The following is a 20697-nucleotide window of genomic DNA, read 5'->3' on the forward strand; positions in this document are numbered from 1 at the left end:
AAGAACGCGTGAAGGAGGAAACCGGCTTGAGTTCCACATCGATCGGCACGGCTGCCCCAGCTTTGCAGCGCCCTGAAGACGAGAATCTGGGCATCGGCGCCAACCTGGCCTATGGCCTGCAGCACGTCCTGACCATGTATGGCGGCATCGTTGCCGTGCCGCTGATCGTCGGCCAGGCGGCCGGCCTGGCGCCCGAGGAGGTCGGCATGCTGATCACCGCCTCGCTGTTCGCGGGCGGCCTTGCCACCATCCTGCAGACCCTGGGCCTGCCCCTGTTCGGCTGCCGCCTGCCTTTGGTGCAGGGCGTCTCCTTTGCCGGCGTCGCCACCATGGTGGCCATCGTCGTCAGCCCCACCGGCGGCGGCCTGCCGGCCGTGCTCGGCGCGGTCATGGCCGCCTCCCTGCTCGGGCTTCTGATCACCCCGGTCTTCTCCAAGATCACCCAGTTCTTCCCGCCCCTGGTCACCGGCATCGTCATCACCACCATCGGCCTCACCCTGATGCCGGTGGCGGCACGCTGGGCCATGGGCGGCAATCCCAAGGCCCCCGATTTCGGCAGCATGCCCAATATCGCGCTCGCCGGTGCCACGCTCGGCATCGTGCTGCTCCTGAGCAAGCTCGGCAACGCTGCGATCTCCCGCCTGTCGATCCTGCTCGCCATGGTGATCGGCACCGCCATCGCCATGGCCTTCGGCATGACCGATTTCTCCAAGGTCGCCAGCGGCCCCACCGCGGCCCTGCCCAGCCTGTTCCATTTCGGCTGGCCGACCTTCCAGATCGCCGCCGTCGTCTCGATGTTCATCGTCATCATCGTCACCCTGGTGGAAACCTCGGCCGACATCCTGGCCGTCGGCGAGATCATCGGCACCAAGGTCGACTCGCGCCGCCTCGGCGACGGCCTGCGCGCCGACATGCTCTCCTCGACCCTGGCGCCGATCTTCGGCTCCTTCACCCAGAGCGCCTTTGCCCAGAATGTCGGCCTGATCGCCGTCACCGGCATCAAGAGCCGCTTCGTGGTCGCAACCGCCGGCCTCATCCTGGTGACGCTCGGCCTGCTGCCGGTGATGGGGCGGGTGATCGCCGCCGTGCCGCCCGCGGTGCTGGGCGGGGCCGGCATCGTGCTGTTCGGCACCGTGGCGGCCAGCGGCATCCGCTCGCTCTCCAAGGTCGACTACACCAACAACATGAACCTCATCATCGTGGCGACCTCGATCGGCTTCGGCATGATCCCGATCGCCGCACCCCAGTTCTACGAGCACTTCCCGTCCTGGTTCGTCACCATCTTCCATTCCGGCATCAGCTCGGCCGCGCTGATGGCGATCACGCTGAACCTGGTGTTCAACCATTTCAGGGCCGGCAATTCCGACCAGCAATCGGTGTTCGTCGCCGGCATGGAGCGCACTCTGCGCTACCAGGACATCTCGATGCTGCATGAGGGCGACTATTTCCTCAACGGCAAGCTCTATGATGCAAATGGCAGCGAGGTGAAGGTCGAGGAACAGGGCCACCATTGACGCTGGAGAAAAGTGCCGCCCCTGGCCGCACGCGGGTCGGGGGCGGGGGCGGCCCCTTCAAGACGGCGCAGAAGCGCTTCCGGCATGCTCGTCCAGCACCGTGGCGATCACCTTCCTGGCTGACAGCTCGGTCGGCAGCGTACTGCCATGGCCGCAGCAGATGAGCAGGGCCTTCCACAGGGCCCAGCCGCGGGCACGGGCCCAGATCACCTCGTCAAATCCCGCCGCCGACAGTCTTGCCTTGAAAGCCGCACGGCTTTCGCCCCGCAGGAAGGTCCAGGCGATCACCAGGTCGCAGGCAGGAGCGCCGACCGCGCTGCTGCCGAAATCGATCACGGCGCTCAGCCGTCCCTTGCGCAGCAGCAGGTTGCCGACGGCGATATCGCCATGCACCCAGACGGGCGGCGATTGCCATTGCGCCGCCAGTGCCGCCTCCCAGACCTGCCCCGCCGCAGCGGCATCGATCTCGCCCGCAAGTCGATCGAGGCAACGCCGCGTCTCGGCGTCGTAGACTGAGAGCGCCCCACCTCGATGAAAATTATCCGCCCCGGCGGCTGGCCCCTCGGCGGGCGCGCGCTGCAGGGCCAGCAGGAACTGCGCAAGATCGGCCGCAAATCCGACGGGATCGGTGAGTTGCTCGAACATCACCGGCTCGCCCTCGATCCAGCGCTGGACCGACCAGGGATAGGGATAGCCTTCCGCCAGGCGGCCGAGGGCGAGCGGGGCTGGGATCGGCAAGGGCAGATGCGGGGCCAGCGCGGGCAAAAAGCGCCATTCCTTCTCGACCTGCGGCACATAGGAGGCGGCGGTCGGCAAACGCACCTTCTTGTCCTCGCCGAGGCGGAAGGTGGAGTTGTCCCAGCCATTGCGCTCGACCGGCCGGACCGGCTGATCGGCCCAATCGGGAAACTGGCTGTCGACCAGGCGGCGCACCAGCCCGACCTCGATCGTCAAGCGGCCAGTCATGCAGCATCCTCCCATTCGAGCCGATTGCCGGCCCCAACCGTCAAGCGGCCCGCGCCGGCCCCACCAGGAAGCGGATCGCCAGGAAGGACAGTCCGCCGAGCCCGCCCAGCAGGGCCGTCACCGCCAGGGACAGGTCGGCGCCGATGGTGGTCAGCGCGAAGGCGAAGGCAAAGGGCGCCATCGCGGCCACGATCAGGCGGGCAGCCATCACCTTGCCCTGCAGCGTGCCATACCCTTCGCTGCCGAACAAAGCCAGCGGCAGGGTACCGATCACGATGCTGAACAGCCCGTTGCCCAGGCCGAACACCACCGCAAACACCATCGCGCCCGTGGTGGAGGGCGCCGTGAGGGCGAGCAGGGCCACGGAGGCCGGCATCAGCGTCGCCGCGATCAGCGCGAGGGCGATCGGCGGCAGATTGCGCCCGAACACCATGTTGACCAGGCGGCTGAGCACCTGGGACGGGCCGAACAGCGTGCCGACCACCGCCGCCGACGCTCCGAGCCCAAGGCCGGACAGCAGCGGGATCATGTGGACCAGGATGGCCGCAACCACCAGCGACAAGGCGGCAAAGCCGACGAGCATCAGCCGAAAGCCTGCCTTGCGCTGGGCGGGCGCGAGCAGGCCCGCCACCGCCGACTGCTGCCCGATGGCCGCACCACCCTGCTTCGACAACCCGAGCGAGAGCCAGACATACAAGGGAAAACAGACCGCCAGATTGAGCCCGGCGAAGACGAGATAGACGTCCTGCCAGCTCATGCGCTCATGCAAAGCGGTGGTAACAGGCCAGAACACAGTGGAGGCAAAGCCCGCGATCAAGGTGAGATAGGTGATGCTGCGCTGGGCAGCCCGCGGGCGGATCTGCACCAGCAGGGCGAAGGCAGCGCCGTAGAGCACCAGGTTGGAGGCCGTCTCCATCACGATCAGCGCCGCCACGAAGGCCGCGCCGCCCGGCGCCAGCGCGCAGGCAGCCAATGATGCCGAAGCAGCCAGGGAACCGACCGCCATCACCCGGCCCGCTCCGATCGCATCGATCAGCCGACCGACCCAGGGCGCCGTGGCACCGCCGATCAGCAGCGCGGCCGAGAGCGCGCCGAACACCCATTCGGTGGTCCAGCCCAGGCCCTTCGCCATATCGGCGGCCAGGATGCTGAAACTGTAATAGAGCGTGCCATAGCCGATGATCTGGGTGACGCCCAGGGCGATGATGGCCGCGACGGGCGAGCGTTCCGCATGCATGTCTGGATCAGTCGCAATCAGGTCCGACGATAGGTCACGACTTCACCATCTTCCTTGACGAAGTGCTCGACCGGCCGGTCGAGCAGGTCGAGCACCGCCTCGGAAGGACGGCACAGGCGCGTACCATGTGCCGTTTCGACGATGGGCCGGTTGATCAGGATCGGATGCGCCAGCATGAAGTCAATGATCTGCTCGTCGCTCCATTTCGGGTCACCCAGGCCGAGCTCGGCATAGGGCGTGCCCTTCTCGCGCAACAAGTCGCGCGGCTGCATCGCCATGGCGGCCAGCAGTGCGACGAGCTTGTCCCGCGAGGGTGGGGTGTCGAGATACTCGACGACCACCGGCTCCTCGCCCGACTGGCGGATCATGGCGAGGGTGTTGCGCGAAGTGCCGCAGGCCGGATTGTGATAGATAGTGACACTCATCGCGGGGGCTTTCGATCGGAACCGCGGAGCTGGCGCCAACGCTGCTCCGACAAAACACCCATCGCATGAGGGTGGCCTACGGCTCAAGGCCCCAGCCCTGCGCCAAGGTGCCGCCGGAAGAAGTCGAGGACCTCGGCGTTGAAGCCTCGATGGAAGGCAATCCGATCGAAGCCTGCCCCATCCGCGCAGATCTCCGCCTCGCCGAAATCGGCGGCGGCCTCGGCAAACTCGGCGCTGCAGGGCGCCAGGAAGGCCAAATGCCCGGCTTTGGCAGCGGCATGCATCTCCGGCAGGGTGGCAAGATTGCGTGCCACCGTCTCGACATCCTTCGACGCCACGCCGTCGCCACCGAACTCGGAAGCCCATAGTTGCACCGGAATGCCGACCGGCACTAGGCCTGCGGGCGGGAGGAGCGCTACAATGCCTTCTTGCCGAAGCGTTGCTCGAGGAAGCGGGCGATGATCTCCACCACCAGTTCATGGTCGGCCTGCTGGGGCAGGCCCGATATGGTGATGGCGCCGACCAGGCCGGTGCCCTCAACGATGATCGGAAAACTGCCGCCATGCGCGGCATATTCCTTGGGGTCGACCATGAAGCGATCGTGGAAGGAGGGGCCGCCCGGCAGCGTCGACTGGCCCATATAGAAGGAGGAATGTCCGAACCGGTAGACCACCGCCGATTTGCGGGCGATCCATTGGTCATTGTCGAGCGAAGTGCCGGCCAGGGCAGCATGGAAGAGCTGCTGGCGGTTGCGCGTAACATTGATCGCCACCGGTAAGGCGCGTTCGCGGGCAATGCCAAGCGCCAGCGTGCCCAGATCAATGGCAATCTCGTTGTCGAAGGCCGGAAAGGTGAGCACCGCCTCCTGGTGCAGCAGCTCGCTCAGCGTGATCTCGTTGGGCATGTCGGCCTCCTTGCCCGACGATCATGCGGGCGCCCGCCAGCCCTGGCAAGCCGGCAAGCGGGCTCCCACACAGGCAAGGCCTGCACCAGCGCGCCGATCTCGCTCCGTCACCGGATGGAATGGAGGCCACCCCGCCGGGAGCCATCGACTTTCTTATTTGCGGAAGCTTGCCTCGCCCACATCTGAGACCTCGACCCAGCGCCTGTCGGGTGCCGCGCCGGCGACATAGGCATCGTTCCAGTTCCACCATTTATAGGGCGGCGTCTGCGGATAGCCTTCGGGCGAATCCTCCCAGACCTCCTGGCGGCCGAGCGGCGTGATGTCGAGATAGTTCCAGGTGCCGCCCATCTGCTCGTCGCCGCGGCTGTTGACCAAATAGGTGCGGAAGATCCGCTCGCCGTCACGGTAGAACACATTGGTGCCGTGCCACTCGCCCACGCCGAAATCCCAGTCGAAATCGTCGAGCACGGTGTACCATGGCATGGTCCAGCCCATGCGCTGCTTCAGCCTGGCGATATCGCCCTGCGGCGCCCGCGAGAGGAAGACAAGCGTGGTGTCGCGGGCATTGAGATGGGAAAGATGGGCGACCTGGTCGGCCACCATCGAGCAGCCTCGGCAGGCATGGTCGGGCCAGCCGAATACGCCCGGCTCGAAGAAGGCGCGATAGGCGATGAGCTGGCTGCGGCCCTCGAACAGCTCGGCGAGACTTGCGCGCCCCTGCGGCCCCTCGAAGACATAGGCCTTCTCCACCGCCATCCAGGGCATGCGCCGGCGCTGGGCAGCCAGGGCATCGCGGGCGCGGGTGTGGGCCTTTTCCATCGCCAGCAGCCGCTCATGGGCCGCCTGCCATTCCTGCGGCGACACCACCGGCGGGGTGTGCATGCCCGTGGCTCCGTTCTGTCCATTTCCGGCTGGAGTGGTCATCGCAAATCTCCTCATCCGGGCACCCACCGTACCGCATGCTTCAAGTGCATCGGCACGCGCCGCCCTTGGTTCTTTATCGGTGAGGAGAGAGTGCCACCGGGAGGCGGAGGGGTGGGAGTAACAAGTGTGGCGGCATTCGGAAGGAGCTCGGTCGCAAGCGCAGACCCGAATTCCTGGCAACAGCTTGCATTGTTTCGGCCCGGTCAAGGACAGGCATGTTGTATCGATTTATCGCAGCTTGTCGTGGGAGGTTTTTTGGCTAGGGTAATCAACATAAAGCGCCCGGAAAGAGGAGCAATGTTCGTAAAAAATTAGAATACCAAGAGGAAAAGTTATGAAATTGGGTCCATCTATTCTTTCAAATTGCGCTGCGGCTTTGGGCGTCATCGCCCTTATAGGTTCAACCTCCCCTCTTGCGGCTCAGGAATCCGACAAGACCGTCACGCTTCTTCAGCAGCTCCTGCGCTTCGACACATCCAACCCGCCGGGAAGAACGCTGGAGGAAGTCACCTACCTCAAAAAGGTCTTCGACGATGCCGGCATCGAAAATGAAATCATCAAGACCCCCAAGGATGGGGTGGCTCACTTCATCGCGCGCCTGAAGGGCGACGGCAGCAAGAAGCCGGTGCTTCTGGCTGCGCATTCGGATGTGGTGCCGGTCGAACGGCACACCTGGAGCGTCGATCCGTTTGCCGGCGAAATCAAGGATGGCTACGTCCTGGGGCGGGGCGCCATGGACTTCAAGGGCGGACAGGCGGTGTTCGTCCAGGCGCTCCTCGATCTCAAGAAGAGCGGCGTCGCACTGTCGAGGGACGTGATCTTCCTGGCCGAGGCCGACGAAGAAGCCGGCGACTACGGCACCGACTGGCTGGCGAAAAATCACTGGGACAAGATCGATGCCGAATTCGTCTTGAACGAAGGCGGCTGGATCTTCCAGGACAAGCAAGGGGTCACCCGGCAGGTCAACATCACGACGCGTGACAAGATCTATGCAGGCCTCCGGCTCAAGGTGACGGGTACGCCCACCCACTCCTCGCGCCCGCAACCGGACAGCGCGGTCGGCAAACTGACCCGGGCCCTGGCGAAATTGTCGGTGTGGGACACCGAGCCCACCCTCACCGGCCAGACCAAGGCCTATTTCCAGGCCCTTGCCTCGAGCGCAACCGGGCAGATGAAGCGGGATCTCCAGACGCTGGCCTCGAGCAACGACCCTTCGGCGCTGAAGAAAGCCGGAAAACGCGTCTCCACCACCGGCGATTACCCGCTGCTCTGGCATGCCCTGATGCGCAATACGGTGGCGACGACGATCATCAAGGCCGGGGTGAAGGAAAACGTCATTCCCGGCACGGCCGAGGCCTATGTGAATGTGCGCCTCGTGCCAGGCTCGACACCTTGGGACGTGCGAAGCCAGGTCGAAAAGGCCGTCGCCGATCCGGATATCAAGATCAGCGTCGACTCCACCCTGTCGGAAGACGACTCCAAGGCTTACTACAAGAAACGCACGGAAGCCGAGGCATCCCCGACCGATACGCCCCTGTTCAAGGCTCTCGAAACGGCCGGCAAGAAGACCTGGCCCGAAGCCACGGTGGTTTCGGCCCTGTTCGAGGCCGGCACGGATGCTTCCGCCTGGCGGGACCGCGGCATACCGACCTATGGCATCTATCCCTACCCGCTGGACAATGAAACGCTGGAGCGCATGCATGGCAATGACGAGCGCATTGCCGTCAAATCCTTGAAGGAGGGTACGGCTTTCATCTACGACACGCTGGTCGGCGTGGCCGCGAAGTGATCGCCGGCCGGCCTTCTCGCAAGTGGGAAGGCCGGCCTGGAATGCGGCGCCGGGCCTCCGGTACCGCAAGCTTCACTCTGTTGCCCGACCCATCATCCCGGTTAGCGTCTCGCTCTGCGTGAGAATGGCGTCGCCCATATAGGCAAGCGAGGTGAAGCTGCGCTCCGCCGCCTCCTTGTGACCGGTGCCGCAGGCATCCTGGATGATGATGGGCACGAAGCCGAGATCGGCGCCGTGGCGGGCCGTCGGCTCGATGCCGATCTCGATGGCAACGCCCATGATGGCGAAGGCGGTGAGGCCGCAATCGCGCAGGATGGTGGCGAGCGGCGTGTCGGCAAAGGCCGAGAAGGTGATCTTGTCGAGGATGGCCTCGTCCTCCCGCGGCGCCAGTTCCGGCGTGATCTCGAAGCCAGGGGAAGAGCGCAGGAACCAAGGCTTCACCGCCGCGGGATCCTCGGTGCGCTGCCACGCCATGGCCTGGCGATATTGGAAGCGACCCATCAATTTGGGCGGCATCGACATGTGGCGCAGGAAGACGACGCGGTAGCCGCCGGCCCGCGCGGCCTGCAGCACGGCGGCATTGCGCGCGGTGATGGCGGCACCATCGGCAATCTGGCCGAGGATGCCCACCTGCATGTCATAGACGATGACGGCCATGCGGTCGGGCCGGCAGAGCTCCGCGAGGGAGCCATGGAGTTCGAGACCGAAGGGAGTCTTCATGGGGTTCGGCTCCTTGCGGGTGTGGCAGCCGGCCAGCGACGACCGGTGCCGTGACTGTCCCGCACCTTACGGCGGGCGCGCCCGCAAATCATCCCTCCCGCCCTTGCGAAAACGGGCGGGTCCTGCCCGCCCGTCCGCATCCCGGAAAATCGGCGAGCTTATTCGGCCGATTGTACTGCCTTAGCGTCATGCAGAACGCCATGTGTCTCCAACTCGTCCAGGAGCCCCTTCCACAGCGAGATGCACAGGCCGATCATCACCAGGAGGAAGGGAGCGGCGGCGATGATCGAGGCCGTCTGCAGGCCGGCGAGGCCGCCCATCACCAGGAGCACGCAGGCCGAGGCGCCGGCGAGCAGGCCCCAGAGCACCACGATGCCCGCCTGCGGATGCGGTGCGCCCCTGCTGGAAAGCATGCCCATCACCACCGAGGCGGCGTCCGCGCCGGAAACGAAGAAGATCGCCACCAGGAACATGGCGATGGTCGAGGTCACCGTCGCCATCGGATATTGGGCCAGCAGGGCGAACAGCGATACCGGCGCGCCCTGGTTCTTGACCGCCTCGACCAAGCCGCCGGCGCCCATCAGCTCCGAATGGAGGGCGGTTCCGCCCATGATGGTGAACCAGATGAAAGTAACGGCGCTGGGAATCAGCAAAACGCCGATCACGAATTCACGGATGGTGCGGCCGCGCGAGATGCGGGCGATGAACACGCCCACGAAGGGTGCCCAGGAGATCCACCAGGCCCAGTAGAAAATGGTCCAGTTGGCCAGCCACTTGCCGTCGCTGAAGGCGGCGGTGCGGAACGACATCGAAACGAGGTCGCTGAGATAATAGCCGAGCGATTCGATCAGCGTGTCGAAAATGAACACGGTGGGACCGAAGGCTGCCAGGAAGAGCAGCAGTACCACCGCGATCACCATATTCATGTTGCTGAGGAACTGGATGCCCTTGCCGACGCCGGACACCGCCGAGAGGATGAAGAGCACCGAGAGCACGGCGATGATGGTGAGGGCGATGGCGGCGGATTCGCCGGTGCCCCACAGATAGTTCATGCCGGAATTGATCTGCTGCGCGCCCAGGCCGAGCGAGGTCGCAGTACCGAACAGGGTGGCGATGATCGCCAGCACGTCGATGGTGCGGCCGATCGGCCCGTGCACCCTGTCGCCGATCAAAGGCTGGAAGGCGCTGGACATCAGCGTCGGCAGATCGCGGCGATAGCTGAAATAGGCGAGCGCCAGCCCGACGACGGCATAGATCGCCCAGGGATGCAGGGCCCAATGGAAATAGGCATATTGCATCGCCACGATCGCCGCTTCCTTCGACTGCGGCTGGGCGAGCCCATGCGGCGGCGCGCCGAAATGCGACACGGGCTCGGCCACGCCCCAGAACATCAGGCCGATGCCCATGCCGACGCTGAACATCATGCAGACCCAGGAGACCGTGGAGAATTCCGGCTTCTCGTCGTCATGGCCGAGCTTGATCCGGCCGAAACGGCTGAAGGCCAGAAAGCCCGCGAAGACCAGGAAGAACGCCGTCGAGACGACGAAGCTCCAGCCAAAGGTATGGATGATGCCGTTGAGCGTCGCCGTGGCGACACTTGTCAGGCTGGCGGGGAAGAGCGTTCCCCATAATACGAAGCCTACGACAATAATAAGCGCCGGCCAGAAGACACCGGAATCCGATCCACGAAGCATTGTGCGCGACAAAACGATCGTTCCTCCCCCGTTGAAGCGGGCGCTTCATCGTTTGCCAGCCGGGATTTCGACGTTCGCGAGTCCCAATAGCCACGCCCCTACGTCATAGTGCCGCGATATACCTTTGCAATCCGCCCTAGTACCGACCTTCGGGGTTCCGAATCCGACCCCGGATCGCAAAAGCCGACGGACATGCGCGGCAATGGGCGGAGGCGGGCGCGCATCGTCTAGGCTTTCAGGATAGAAAGCCAGGCTCGTCATCGCGAGCCTGGCCAATCGAAGGATCAGGCTCGCAGCGACGGCACGGCGCAGGCAGCCGGCACCGGCTCGCTGAGGCCAAGCTGCTCGCCCCAGCGGCAAAGGGCAGCGCTGCTGGCGATGAGGCCGGCGCCGCGCTCGCTCAGGGAATAGACGACCTTGGCCGGCATCTGCTCATAGACCTTGCGGTGGATGAGGCTGTCGGCCTCCAATTCGCGCAGCTTTTGGGCCAGCATCTTCTCGCTGATCGTCGGAATGGCCCGGCGCAGCCGGCCGAAGCGGCGGGCGCCGGTGTGGAGCTCGCACAGGATGTCGAGCTTCCATTTGCCTTCGAGCATGCGGATCACCGCCGCAAAGCCGCAATCATTCGCCGTATCCGTCATGCCCCTCTCCTTCGCCAGCCCTTACCACCCCGTAACCACTTACGTGGGCGTGCGTATTGAGCGCCGCCACGCCAGCCCTATCTGCCCGAGGACGACGAGAGGCGCGGCAGGCATTCGTCAGCCCGCGCCGGTGGATATGGAGTGTCGACATGAAGCTTGCAATCGCGGTGCTGGGAACGGGACGCATGGGATCGGCATTGGCGCGCGCCCTGCTGGGCGCCGGCCACGAGGTGACGGTGTGGAACCGCACCCCGGCCAAGACCGGGCCGCTTGCCGCCCTCGGCGCGGTCGTCGCGCCCTCCGTGGCCGAAGCCGTGGCGGCGGGGGCGGTCGTCATCGTGAATGTCAGCGATTATGACGCCACCGCCGCGCTGCTGCGCGAGGCAAGCGTCGCCCCGGCCCTCGACGGCAAGCTCGTGGTCGAACTCACCTCCGGCACGCCCCAGGGCGCACGCGAGGCGGGAGGCTGGGCCGCCGCGCAGGGCGCTGCCTATCTCGACGGCGCCATCATGGCGACGCCCGATTTCATCGGCACCGAGGCCGGCACCATCCTGTTCGCCGGCTCCAGCCAGGCCTTCGAGGCGAACAAGCCGGTATTCCTCGCCCTCGGCGGCAATGTCCAGCATGTCGGGGAGGATGCCGGCCTCGCCAATGCACTCGACAGCGCCCTGCTCGGCCTGATGTGGGGTGCGCTGTTCGGCACGCTGAACGCCATTGCCGTGTGCCAGGCCGAGGGGGTGGCGCTCGGCATGCTGGACCGGCTCTGGCAGACCTTGGTGCCGGTAATCGACGGCCAGGTCGCCGACCTGATCAAGCGCAATGAGACCGGGCGCCTGGCCAGCGACGAGCAGAGCTTCGCCTCGATCGCCACCCATCACCACGCCTTCGAACATTTGCTGGCGGTGATGCAGGCCCGCAAGATCGACCTCGGCGTCGTCCTCGGCCAGGACAGCCTGTTCCGGCGGGCGCTCGCGGCCGGCCGGGGTGAGGACGATTTTGCCGCATTGTCGCGCTTCATGATCGGGGAAGCATAGGTGGGCACCGGTTCACGCAAATGCCATTCCCATTGGTGCATTTGTGATTTGCGCACGACGCTGGTGGCATGGGCCGTACAGCCGGTTTCATCGAGGGGAGAGGTTGCCAATCACGGCTTGCGCCACGAAGATGCCAAGATGGCATATTCAAGAGAAATGCTCGAGCGAGCTCACCGCCAGACAACCAACCATCGGCAAGAGCTGGAAAAGAGCGCGAGTTGTGGCTGTTTCTATTGCTGCCAAACCTTCACGGTTGCCAAGATCGAGGAATGGATCGACGACGAGGAGGGAACGGCGCTCTGCCCTTACTGCGGCATCGACTCCCTCATCGGCTCCGCATCCGGCTACCCTGTCAATGACCGGGAGTTCCTGCAGGCCATGCACAAGCTTTGGTTCGAATAGCGCGTCCCCCGCCCGTTCACAGTGCCAAGGGGATCTTGCACAGAGCCGCTGTCACGCGAATGCGATTCCCCCACTAGAAACTGTGATTTGCGTGCGAGGTTGGTGGCATGGACAGTGCCGGCAGTCCGTCGAATCGGACTGCCCGGGCATGGCGCCCGCCAAGGCAAGGCGCGTATGGACGCGCGTTGCGATCGCAAGGACTTATCATGGCATCTCGGCGTATCTCGCCCCCGCTTCTCGCGGCCTTCCTCTTCCTCGTCATCGGCCTTCTCAGCCTCGCTCCGTCGCCGGGCGGCGCCCGCGCGGCCTCTGCCGATATCGACGTGAACGACATCATCACCGATCCTTCTTCCCCCGTGCTCGGCAATCTCAAGGGCAAGGTCACCATCATCGAGTTCACCGATTATCGCTGCCCCTATTGCCGGGTGATGCAGTCGCGCCTCGACGTCCTCCTGCGCGAAAACAAGGACATCCGGCTGGTGATCAAGGAATGGCCGATCTTCGGGGAAGCCTCGGTCTATGCCGCCAGGGTGGCGCTCGCCGCCAATTGGCAGGGCAAATATAGCGCGGTGCATGCCGCCCTCTTCGCCCTGCCGCGCACCATGGACAAGGACGCCGTGCGCGAGGCGGCCGGCAAGGCCGGTGTCGACCTCATCAGGCTCGACAGGGACCTTGCCGCGCGAGGCCCGGAGATCGCCGCCATGCTGACGAGGAACGACGCCGCCGCCCGCCTGTTCCAGCTCCAGGGTACGCCCGGCTTCGTGATCGGCCATGACGTCTATTTCGGCGCACTCAGCCTGGAGCAGTTGCGGCACTATGTGAAGGCTGCAAAATAGCCAGGTTAAATCGCCGGCAAATGAAGAACTTCTTCAATGCGGGCTCGCCGTCGGCCGCACCACGATCTCGCTGACATCGACGTCATCGGGCTGGCCGATGGCATAGAGCAGCGAGGCAGCCACGGCCTCCGGGCTGATGGTAACGGCCCGGAACGCCTCCATCGCCTCCCGTGCTGTGGGATCGCCGATCGAGTCGGCGAGCTCGGAGGTGGTGGTGCCCGGCGAGATCACCGTGACACGGATGCGATCCGTCTCCTGGCGCAGCCCGTCCGAAATGGCGCGCACGGCAAATTTGGTGGCGCAATAGACCGCGGCGGTGGGCGAGACATGATGACCGCCGATCGAGGAGACATTGACGATCTGTCCCGCCCCCTGCTCCTCCATGATCGGCAGCGCCGCGGCGATACCGTAGAGCACGCCCTTGATGTTGACGTCGATCATGCGGTCCCATTCCGCCACGCGCAGCGCCGCCAGCGGGGAGAGCGGCATTACCCCGGCATTGTTGACCATCACGTCGAGCCGTCCGAAAGCCTGCCGCGCGAAACCGGCAAAGGCGGCGACCTCGGCCTGCGACGTCACGTCGAGCGGGCGTACCCTCACCTCGCCGCCGTCAGCCTCGATCGCCGCGGCGAGGCTCTCCAGCCTGTCGGTACGGCGCGCGCCGATCACCACGCGGGCACCCGCCGCCGCCAGCACCCTGGCGCTGGCTTCGCCGATGCCGCTGCTCGCGCCGGTGATGGCCACGACTTTTCCTACAATTGCACTCATCTCATATGGTCCTTGTTGAGGTGTTCGCGCCGAGGCGCGGCATCAGGCCTTCGCCGGCTCGGGAAAATCGGCGCTCAGCGTGGTCTCGGCCCAGGTCTCGAAATTGAGGCTCAGCGCCTCCAGCCTTTGGCGGGCGATGCGCAAGGCCGGCGCCCCGAGCAGCAGGCGCAGCGGCGGTTCCGGCGCTTCGACCGCCTTGATGATGGCAAGCGCGGCGCGGGCGGGATCGCCGGGCTGCCGCCCGGAAACGGCGCGGGTCTGCTCTCGGCGCCTGCCGGCGGTCTCGGCATAATCGGCGATGACGGTGGGCGCCTCCACCATGGAGCGGCCAGCCCAATCGGTGCGGAAGGCCCCGGGCTCGACGATCGTCACCCTGATGCCGAGCGGCGCGACCTCCTGGGCAAGCGATTCCGACAGGGCTTCCACGGCGAATTTGGTGGCATGGTAATAGCCGGTCGCCGCAAAGGCCACGAGGCCGCCCAGGGACGAGATATTGACGATATGCCCGCTCCGGCGCGCCCGCATGCCAGGCAAGATCCTCTTGGTAACGCCGATCAGCCCGAAGACATTGGTTTCGAACTGGGCCCAGATTGCCGCGTCCTCGCCCTCCTCGATCGCCGCCAGATAGCCATAGCCGGCATTGTTGACGGCGACGTCGATGCGCCCGAAGCGAGCCTCGGCCGCCGCCACGGCCTTCTCGACCGCGCCGGGATCCGTCACGTCGAGTTCGACGGCAAGAGCGCGCTCGCCATGCGCGGCGGCAGATTCGGCCAGCGCTTCCAGCCGCCGCGCTGCCAGGACCGCCCGCCATCCTCTGGCGAGAACGGCCTGTGCCAATGCCTGGCCGAGGCCTGAGGAGGCCCCCGTGATGAACCAGACCGGTGTTTGCTTTGTCATGTCAGTATCCTCTCTTTCGGCCGGAGCGCAGAGTCCAGCCCGGCAGCCGCTCAGCGGCGCCGAAACACCATGCCGCCGTGATGCAGCGTGTCGCGGTCGACGAATTCGCCATCTGCGGTGAAGCCGGTGTCGTCCCAATAATCGATGTGCGCGCCGCGGACCTCGTAGCGGCCGCGATAGGCGCTCCTGTAGCTGCCGCGCGCTTCGTCATAGCGCCCGTTCGCCAGCAATTCCTGCCGGATATGGCCGTCTTTCGTGACCCACATCCCCACATAAGGGTGTTCAGCCATGTTCATCTCGTCTCTCGTGATCTGTCCCGGGGCGGGAGACGGCGTATCCAAGGCCAGTGCCGGGCGCCCCCCTGCCAGCAGGACCAGGACCACAGCACGGAGCGCATGCCCGGCGAGGCCGTCACCAAAACTGCGACGCGCCATGGCCATCCTCCTCGCGTCCGGTTCCCATTTCGCACGGGGCCGACCATCGGCCCCGCTGGAACGCACCCTAGACCGACGAATTGGCGCGATCGAGTTGCCAATCTGAAATGACTTGGTTAGATTATCTAACCAATGACCGATGTGTTCGAAGGCATGTCCACCTTTGCCGCCGTGGCGGAGGCCGGCAGTTTCCGCCTCGCCGCCGAGCGACTGGGCGTCACCCGCTCCGCCGTCAGCCAGGGCCTGCAGCGCCTGGAGGATCGCCTCGGCGTCGCGCTCGTGCAGCGCACCACGCGCAGCGTGCGCCTGACCGAGGCGGGCGAACAGTTCTATCGGACCGTCAGTCCGGCATTGTCAGAGGTGAAGACGGCGCTGCGAGCAGTTCAAGACGAACGTGGACGCCCAACCGGCACACTCCGGCTCAGCGTCTCCTCGATTGCCGAGACCTTCCTCTCGGGCGTCGCCCTGACGGGATTTCTGCAGGCCTATCCCGGCATCCGTCTCGACCTCACGGTGACGGACGAGGAAGACGACATCGTGCAGGCCGGTTTCGATGCCGGGGTGCGGCTGGGCGAGGTGATCGAACAGGATATGATCGCCATCCCCGTTTCGGGCGAACAGCGCCAATTGGCTGTAGCCTCGCCCGACTATCTTGCCCGCTGCGGCACCCCGCAGCATCCGCGCGACCTCCTGGCCCATGACTGCATCGGCTGGCGCGCCCGGCCAGACCTCGCTCCCTATCGCTGGGAGTTCACCGAGAACGGCCGGGACATCGAGATCGCCGTAGAGCCGAAGGTGACGACCAACGACATGGGCACCATGATCCGGCTGGCCTGCGCCGGTGCCGGCATCACCTTCGGCGTCTACGACACTTTCCGCAGCTATCTCGATCGCGGCGAGCTGCTGCCGCTGCTCGAGGCGTTCGGCCCCCCCTTTGCCGGCTTCTATCTCTATTATCCACGCCGCCAGCGCCAGCCGGCGAAGCTGCGGGCGCTGGTCGATCATCTGCACAAATGGACGCGCCATGGCGGCGTGGCGTGAAATATAACGGGGAGATCGCTTTCTCGGCCATGCAAGTTGGCGAAACCGCATAACTCACTGAACCGACTGGATAAGCGATGTAAGATTTACTGCGGATGTGATTGACAGCCGCACCTAAACGGACAACTTGGAAAGGAATGCTTCTATAGCGTAGGAAGAAATGGCTAATCCACTTCAGCAGATTTTTCGCCGTGTACGAGCGGCAAAATCGAAAGAAGATATCGAAGAATTCCATTTGACCGATGGATATGTTTTCTCCGAGCCTTCGCCGCAGAATGCAGTCGACTTGATCCCGGGATGGAATCACGCCTTCCCGTCGGAATTGGGCATCCAGGCGGGGCCGGCCCATATGCACGAGGACGGCAGGATCCATTGGGCCATTGAGCAATTCGGGCCCGTCGCAGGCCGGCGCATTCTCGAATTGGGTCCCCTGGAAGGGTCCCATTCGATGATGCTGGACAGGCATGGGCCGGAGGTCCTCGACGCGGTGGAAGCCAATAAGAAAGCGTTCCTGCGCTGTCTGATCGCCAAGGAGATCTTCGGTCTGCAACGCGCCCGTTTTCACCTTGGCGACTTCGTCAAATGGCTGGAGCGAAAGGACCCGCCCTACGACCTCATCGTCGCCTGCGGCGTCCTCTACCATATGGAAGAGCCGCTGCGATTGCTCGAACTGCTGGCGGCAAAGACCGACGCGATATATTTCTGGACGCATTATTTCGACGAAACAGCCATGCCACCCGAAGATCTCAGGCGGGTCCCGTTCAAGTCGCAGAAGCCCCCCTATAAAGAGCTTTGCCACGAGGTCGCGTTTCACGGCAGGAATGTCACACTGCACGAGCGCAGTTATTATGGCGCCTGGAAGAAATCGGCATATTGCGGCGGCCCGGTCAATCGACATTACTGGATGGAGAAGGAAGACCTTCTTGCAGTTCTCGGGGCTCTGGGGTTCGACGACCTGCGCATCGCCCACGACGATCCCCAGCACGTCAACGGTCCGTCATTTTCCGTCTTCGCCCGGCGAACGGTTCAGCAGGCTGAAAGGTAAGACAACGTGTTGGGGCTAGCGAATTTCATCCGTCGGGGCATCAAGACCAAGGCGAAGAAGAACGAGCGCCAAAAGGAAAGCCCCCTGGTGCTCGAGCGAAAATTCCGGGAAGCCTATATCGCGGAAAGGCCGGTCGATCTCGAAGCCGTCGAGGAGTTTCGCGGCGATGCTTTCCCCATCAGCGGTCCGGCCTGCTGGCTCGACCGGCCCAACGCGCTGCTGGAGGTCGAACGTCGCCATGACGCCGGCGAGCTCAGCGATGACGAAGCCGCGATGTGCAAGCAATGGATATTCGAGGGTTACTACATCGCGCCCGGCCTGATCGAAGCGGAACTCCTCGATCGCGTCTGGACGGCCTATGAAAAAGCGATCGCCGAGGGGACGATAACCGCCCCTGCTGAAAGCCGAGGCCCCGAGGATATCCATCCCGGCCGTACGCTTGACCCTCACATCCCGGTGCCAATCCTGCGCGAGCTGCAGCAACACCCCAGGATATTGAGAATTTCCGACGTGCTGTTCGGGCGCAAGACCCTGCCGTTCCAGACCATCATGGGACATAAGGGCAGCTGGCAGAGCCCACATTCCGACACCATCCACATGACGACCTATCCGCTCGGCTATATGCTGGCCAGCTGGATCGCATTCGAGGATGTCGGCACCGATTGCGGGCCTCTGGAATATTATCCGCGCAGCCACAAGCTCGTACCTCCCCTGCTCAGCGGGGAACTCGGCATCCCGCCCCGAGCCTTCAAGGAAAATATGGGCGTCTACAGCTCACGCTACGAACCGACCATCCGCCACTACATCGATATGTTGGGCCTCGAGCCGAAATACTTCCTCGCCAAGGCCGGGGACGTCTTGTTCTGGCATGCCGACCTGCTGCATGGCGGCTCGCCTCGCAAGGATCTCAAGCTTTCCCGCAAGGCAATGGTCTGCCATTACTTCGCGCAGGGCGCGTTCACCTATCACGACCTTTCGGGCAATGCCACCCGCCTGCATAAGAACGGGCTCTATGCCCCCCCGGCGATCGACGAGCACCTGTAACGCCCTCCGGCAGGACAATATCGGAAAGATCTGAAAGGTCGCGTGGACGGGATGTGCCCTCGAGATCAGGCGCTGCGGGGCTTTGGCTTAAGCCGGCGCCAGATCGGCGTGACGACATAGCTGATCACCGGAATGGTCGCCAATCCCACGCCAATGCCTGCCAGTCCGGAGCCCGCCGCCTGGACCAGCCATGATACCACTCCGCCGGCCGCCGGCAGGCTGTGTGCCGCCGCTTCGGCGGTCTCGTGGAGGAAGTGGCTGACAGCCCCCAAGCCATAAGCCTCGAAGCCATGCAGGATGATGCCGCCACCGACCCAGATCATCGCCGCGATGCCGATCAGGCCCAGCACCTTAAGGAAATGGGGCATGCCGACGACGAGAGCGCGACCCATTCCGCGCAGCAGCCGGCCCATTGGCGAAGGAGAAGTCGCCTTCGCCATCGCCACACCGAGATCATCGGCCTTCACGATAAGGGCAACCACGCCATAAACCGCGGCCGTGATCCCAATACCGACCACGGCCAGGATGACGGCCTGCGCCACGAAGCTACTGTCGGGAACGGAGCCGAGCGTGATGGCCATGATTTCGGCCGACAGGATGAAATCCGTCTTGATCGCGCTCGCGACTTTCTGGTCCTCAAAGGATTGCGCATTGGGATTGATCGAAGCGAGCTCCGCTTCATGCTGATGGGCTGCGTGCGGCGCGACAAGTTCGTAGATCTTCTCCACGCCCTCATAGCAAAGATAGACTCCGCCAATCATCAGCAGGGGCGTGATCGCCTGCGGCGCAAACAGGCTGAGCGCAAGCGAGGCCGGCAACAGGATCAGAAGCTTGTTCTTGAGCGAGCCGGCGGCGATCTTGCCGATGATCGGCAACTCGCGCTTGGCCGCAAAGCCGGTGACGTAGCGCGGCGTGACGGCCGCATCGTCAATCACGACGCCGGCTGCCTTGGCACCTGCCTTGGCCGCCTGGCCGGCAATGTCGTCCAGTGATGCGGCAGCAACCTTTGCCAAGGCGGCGACATCGTCGAGAAGGGCTATCAGGCCAACGCTCATTGCACCCCCAATTCAGCTCCAGAGCAGTCAATACTGGAGGGGCGCGCCTCGTTTCAAGCCCAAGAGCGCCATTGTGTGTGCGCTTGCTCGCGCGTGCAGCATGGAAGGCCCCCTCCTGTGGCAGCCGCCATTCAGGCCACGGGGCTGCGGCGGTCGTGTTTTGTATTTTACAAGCAAAAACCCCGCGGGCCGAAGCACACGCGGGGTTTGTTGTGTATTGGGTTATATTTGGTTGCGGGGGCCCGCAACGGCTTTCATCATAATATCACCAACCCGTTGATTTCGTTCAGAATTGGCGAATTCGAGAATACCAAACAGCTCACCGCGTAGCTCGGCATGAACTTCGCCCCGCTTGTCGCCGGGCGTGAGTACGATCTGACCGATCAGCGAGCGCAGAGCCTCGGCGGCCCGGCGCCCGCCCTCGTCGTTTGCAAGCGCCTGCGTGAAGTGCTCGACACGCTTGCGATAGAGATTGGCGATGTTGGGGTGCAGATCCGGAACATCTATCGGCGCCTGCGCCAGGCGTTCGGTGATCTCGGCCTTCTGGCGCTCCAGGTCTTCCATCCGCGCCTTCATCGTCGGCTGGTATAGGCCGTCCTCGATCGCAGCCATGATGCCGGCGATGGCGCGATCGATCTTGTCGAGCGCCCTGCGATCCTGCTCGCTCTGGGCGCGACGTTCCTGGTTGAGCCGGTTGGTCTCCTGGGCATAAGCCTTCACCGCCTCCGCCACAGTATCGGCTGAGACCAGCCTTTCCTTCAAACCTGAGAGAACACGTTCCTCGATCTTCTCGCTGGTGATCGTGCGGCCATTGTCGCAGATGCCACGCCGCTGGTGGTTGAGGCAGCCAAAACGCTCCTTCGTGAACAGGCCATAGCGTCCGCCGCAGCAGCCGCAGGTGAGCAGGCCGGAAAGCAGGGAGGCCGGCCGCTTCATGGTGTGCAGCCTCCTCGCCCTGGCATCGCGGATACCGATGGTCACCGCCTCGAACTTGCTGGCGATGACCTTCTGTCGTTCCTTGACGGCCTGCCAGAGCTTGTCGTCGACAATCCTCAGATGCGGCACCTCGGTGCGGATCCATTTGGCGGGCGGATTGATCCGCGACACGCGCTTGCCGCTGGTCGGATCCTTGATGAAGCGCAGGCGGTTCCAGACCAGCACGCCGGTATAGAGTTCATTGTTGATGATGCCGGTACCCCGGATGACATGGCCTCGCACGCTGGTGTCGCCCCAGTGCCGGCCAAGCGGGCCGGGAATGCCTTCCTTGTTGAGATCGACGGCAATGGCCTTCGGGCTCTTGCCCGTGGCGAATTCCTGGAAGATACGG

At 64.4% G+C, this 20697-nt stretch carries 22 protein-coding genes; 8 read left to right on the top strand and 14 right to left on the bottom strand.

The annotated features are described in order from the left end of the window. The first annotated feature begins 41 nt into the window (after nucleotides 1-41). Nucleotides 42-1514, top strand: coding sequence for a nucleobase:cation symporter-2 family protein (locus tag ACTJKX_RS34945; protein ID WP_440727388.1), 1473 nt, complete (start codon nucleotides 42-44; stop codon nucleotides 1512-1514). 57 nt (nucleotides 1515-1571) lie between these two features. Here the strand turns inward: ACTJKX_RS34945 and ACTJKX_RS34950 are convergent, their stop codons facing one another. From ACTJKX_RS34950 to ACTJKX_RS34975, 6 genes are all read right to left on the bottom strand, one after another. Then, nucleotides 1572-2480 carry an aminoglycoside phosphotransferase family protein gene (locus ACTJKX_RS34950; RefSeq protein WP_440728131.1) on the bottom strand — a complete coding sequence of 303 codons (909 nt, stop codon included), beginning with the start codon at nucleotides 2478-2480 and terminating at the stop codon, nucleotides 1572-1574. Nucleotides 2481-2520: 40 nt separating this feature from the next. Then, nucleotides 2521-3717 (bottom strand): arsenite efflux MFS transporter ArsK, encoded by a 1197-nt coding sequence (gene arsK / locus ACTJKX_RS34955; protein WP_440728132.1) that lies wholly within the window; start codon nucleotides 3715-3717, stop codon nucleotides 2521-2523. A 17-nt stretch (nucleotides 3718-3734) separates the two neighbouring features. Continuing rightward, nucleotides 3735-4142: an arsenate reductase (glutaredoxin) gene (arsC, locus tag ACTJKX_RS34960; RefSeq protein WP_440728133.1), complete on the bottom strand. Its 408-nt coding sequence runs from the start codon at nucleotides 4140-4142 to the stop codon at nucleotides 3735-3737. Nucleotides 4143-4225: 83 nt separating this feature from the next. Continuing rightward, the gene (locus ACTJKX_RS34965) at nucleotides 4226-4534 is read right to left on the bottom strand and encodes a hypothetical protein (RefSeq protein WP_394315059.1); all 309 of its coding nucleotides are present in this window, start codon (nucleotides 4532-4534) and stop codon (nucleotides 4226-4228) included. A 23-nt stretch (nucleotides 4535-4557) separates the two neighbouring features. Beyond that, complete coding sequence (locus ACTJKX_RS34970) at nucleotides 4558-5046, bottom strand: heme-degrading domain-containing protein (RefSeq protein ID WP_440728134.1); 489 nt, start codon at nucleotides 5044-5046, stop codon at nucleotides 4558-4560. 153 nt (nucleotides 5047-5199) lie between these two features. After that, entirely contained in the window at nucleotides 5200-5970 is a 771-nt protein-coding gene (locus ACTJKX_RS34975; protein WP_367626926.1) for a DUF899 domain-containing protein, read from the bottom strand. A gap of 334 nt (nucleotides 5971-6304) precedes the next feature. Here ACTJKX_RS34975 and ACTJKX_RS34980 point away from each other — a divergent pair, with 334 nt between their 5' ends. Next, nucleotides 6305-7759: a M20/M25/M40 family metallo-hydrolase gene (locus ACTJKX_RS34980; protein WP_440728135.1), complete on the top strand. Its 1455-nt coding sequence runs from the start codon at nucleotides 6305-6307 to the stop codon at nucleotides 7757-7759. A gap of 72 nt (nucleotides 7760-7831) precedes the next feature. Here ACTJKX_RS34980 and ACTJKX_RS34985 read toward each other — a convergent pair whose 3' ends face one another. The 3 genes from ACTJKX_RS34985 to ACTJKX_RS34995 all read right to left on the bottom strand — a co-directional run bounded on the left by ACTJKX_RS34985 (nucleotide 7832) and on the right by ACTJKX_RS34995 (nucleotide 10814). After that, on the bottom strand, nucleotides 7832-8479 hold the full coding sequence (locus ACTJKX_RS34985; protein ID WP_440728136.1) for a cysteine hydrolase: 648 nt from the start codon (nucleotides 8477-8479) through the stop codon (nucleotides 7832-7834). A 158-nt stretch (nucleotides 8480-8637) separates the two neighbouring features. Further along, nucleotides 8638-10173 (bottom strand): BCCT family transporter, encoded by a 1536-nt coding sequence (locus tag ACTJKX_RS34990; protein ID WP_440728158.1) that lies wholly within the window; start codon nucleotides 10171-10173, stop codon nucleotides 8638-8640. Nucleotides 10174-10457: 284 nt separating this feature from the next. Beyond that, nucleotides 10458-10814: a winged helix-turn-helix transcriptional regulator gene (locus ACTJKX_RS34995; protein WP_440728137.1), complete on the bottom strand. Its 357-nt coding sequence runs from the start codon at nucleotides 10812-10814 to the stop codon at nucleotides 10458-10460. A 149-nt stretch (nucleotides 10815-10963) separates the two neighbouring features. On the opposite strand from ACTJKX_RS34995, the gene ACTJKX_RS35000 reads away from it, so the two are divergent. From ACTJKX_RS35000 to ACTJKX_RS35010, 3 genes are all read left to right on the top strand, one after another. After that, nucleotides 10964-11848 (top strand): NAD(P)-dependent oxidoreductase, encoded by an 885-nt coding sequence (locus tag ACTJKX_RS35000; RefSeq protein WP_440728138.1) that lies wholly within the window; start codon nucleotides 10964-10966, stop codon nucleotides 11846-11848. After that, nucleotides 11849-12250, top strand: coding sequence for a hypothetical protein (locus tag ACTJKX_RS35005; RefSeq protein ID WP_311943004.1), 402 nt, complete (start codon nucleotides 11849-11851; stop codon nucleotides 12248-12250). 206 nt (nucleotides 12251-12456) lie between these two features. After that, nucleotides 12457-13086 carry a DsbA family protein gene (locus ACTJKX_RS35010; RefSeq protein WP_440728139.1) on the top strand — a complete coding sequence of 210 codons (630 nt, stop codon included), beginning with the start codon at nucleotides 12457-12459 and terminating at the stop codon, nucleotides 13084-13086. A gap of 33 nt (nucleotides 13087-13119) precedes the next feature. On the opposite strand, the gene ACTJKX_RS35015 is transcribed toward ACTJKX_RS35010, so the two are convergent. The 3 genes from ACTJKX_RS35015 to ACTJKX_RS35025 are packed head-to-tail and all read right to left on the bottom strand — an operon-like array spanning nucleotide 13120 to nucleotide 15185. After that, entirely contained in the window at nucleotides 13120-13854 is a 735-nt protein-coding gene (locus ACTJKX_RS35015; protein ID WP_440728140.1) for an SDR family oxidoreductase, read from the bottom strand. 42 nt (nucleotides 13855-13896) lie between these two features. After that, nucleotides 13897-14751: an oxidoreductase gene (locus tag ACTJKX_RS35020; RefSeq protein ID WP_440728141.1), complete on the bottom strand. Its 855-nt coding sequence runs from the start codon at nucleotides 14749-14751 to the stop codon at nucleotides 13897-13899. Between the two features lie 50 nt (nucleotides 14752-14801). Then, on the bottom strand, nucleotides 14802-15185 hold the full coding sequence (locus ACTJKX_RS35025; protein WP_440728142.1) for an Atu4866 domain-containing protein: 384 nt from the start codon (nucleotides 15183-15185) through the stop codon (nucleotides 14802-14804). Nucleotides 15186-15317: 132 nt separating this feature from the next. On the opposite strand from ACTJKX_RS35025, the gene ACTJKX_RS35030 reads away from it, so the two are divergent. From ACTJKX_RS35030 to ACTJKX_RS35040, 3 genes are all read left to right on the top strand, one after another. Beyond that, on the top strand, nucleotides 15318-16226 hold the full coding sequence (locus tag ACTJKX_RS35030; RefSeq protein WP_440728143.1) for a LysR family transcriptional regulator: 909 nt from the start codon (nucleotides 15318-15320) through the stop codon (nucleotides 16224-16226). Between the two features lie 160 nt (nucleotides 16227-16386). After that, on the top strand, nucleotides 16387-17271 hold the full coding sequence (locus ACTJKX_RS35035) for a class I SAM-dependent methyltransferase (RefSeq protein ID WP_440728144.1): 885 nt from the start codon (nucleotides 16387-16389) through the stop codon (nucleotides 17269-17271). 6 nt (nucleotides 17272-17277) lie between these two features. Continuing rightward, entirely contained in the window at nucleotides 17278-18315 is a 1038-nt protein-coding gene (locus ACTJKX_RS35040) for a phytanoyl-CoA dioxygenase family protein (RefSeq protein ID WP_440728145.1), read from the top strand. A 65-nt stretch (nucleotides 18316-18380) separates the two neighbouring features. Here the strand turns inward: ACTJKX_RS35040 and ACTJKX_RS35045 are convergent, their stop codons facing one another. Continuing rightward, nucleotides 18381-19370: a DUF808 domain-containing protein gene (locus ACTJKX_RS35045; protein ID WP_440728146.1), complete on the bottom strand. Its 990-nt coding sequence runs from the start codon at nucleotides 19368-19370 to the stop codon at nucleotides 18381-18383. A gap of 222 nt (nucleotides 19371-19592) precedes the next feature. Continuing rightward, the coding region (locus ACTJKX_RS35050; RefSeq protein WP_440728147.1) for a recombinase family protein at nucleotides 19593-20697 on the bottom strand (1105 nt) is incomplete at its 5' end.

It is taken from the genome of Labrys sp. 22185, from assembly GCF_052045555.1.
GTDB classification, from domain to species: domain Bacteria; phylum Pseudomonadota; class Alphaproteobacteria; order Rhizobiales; family Labraceae; genus Labrys; species Labrys neptuniae.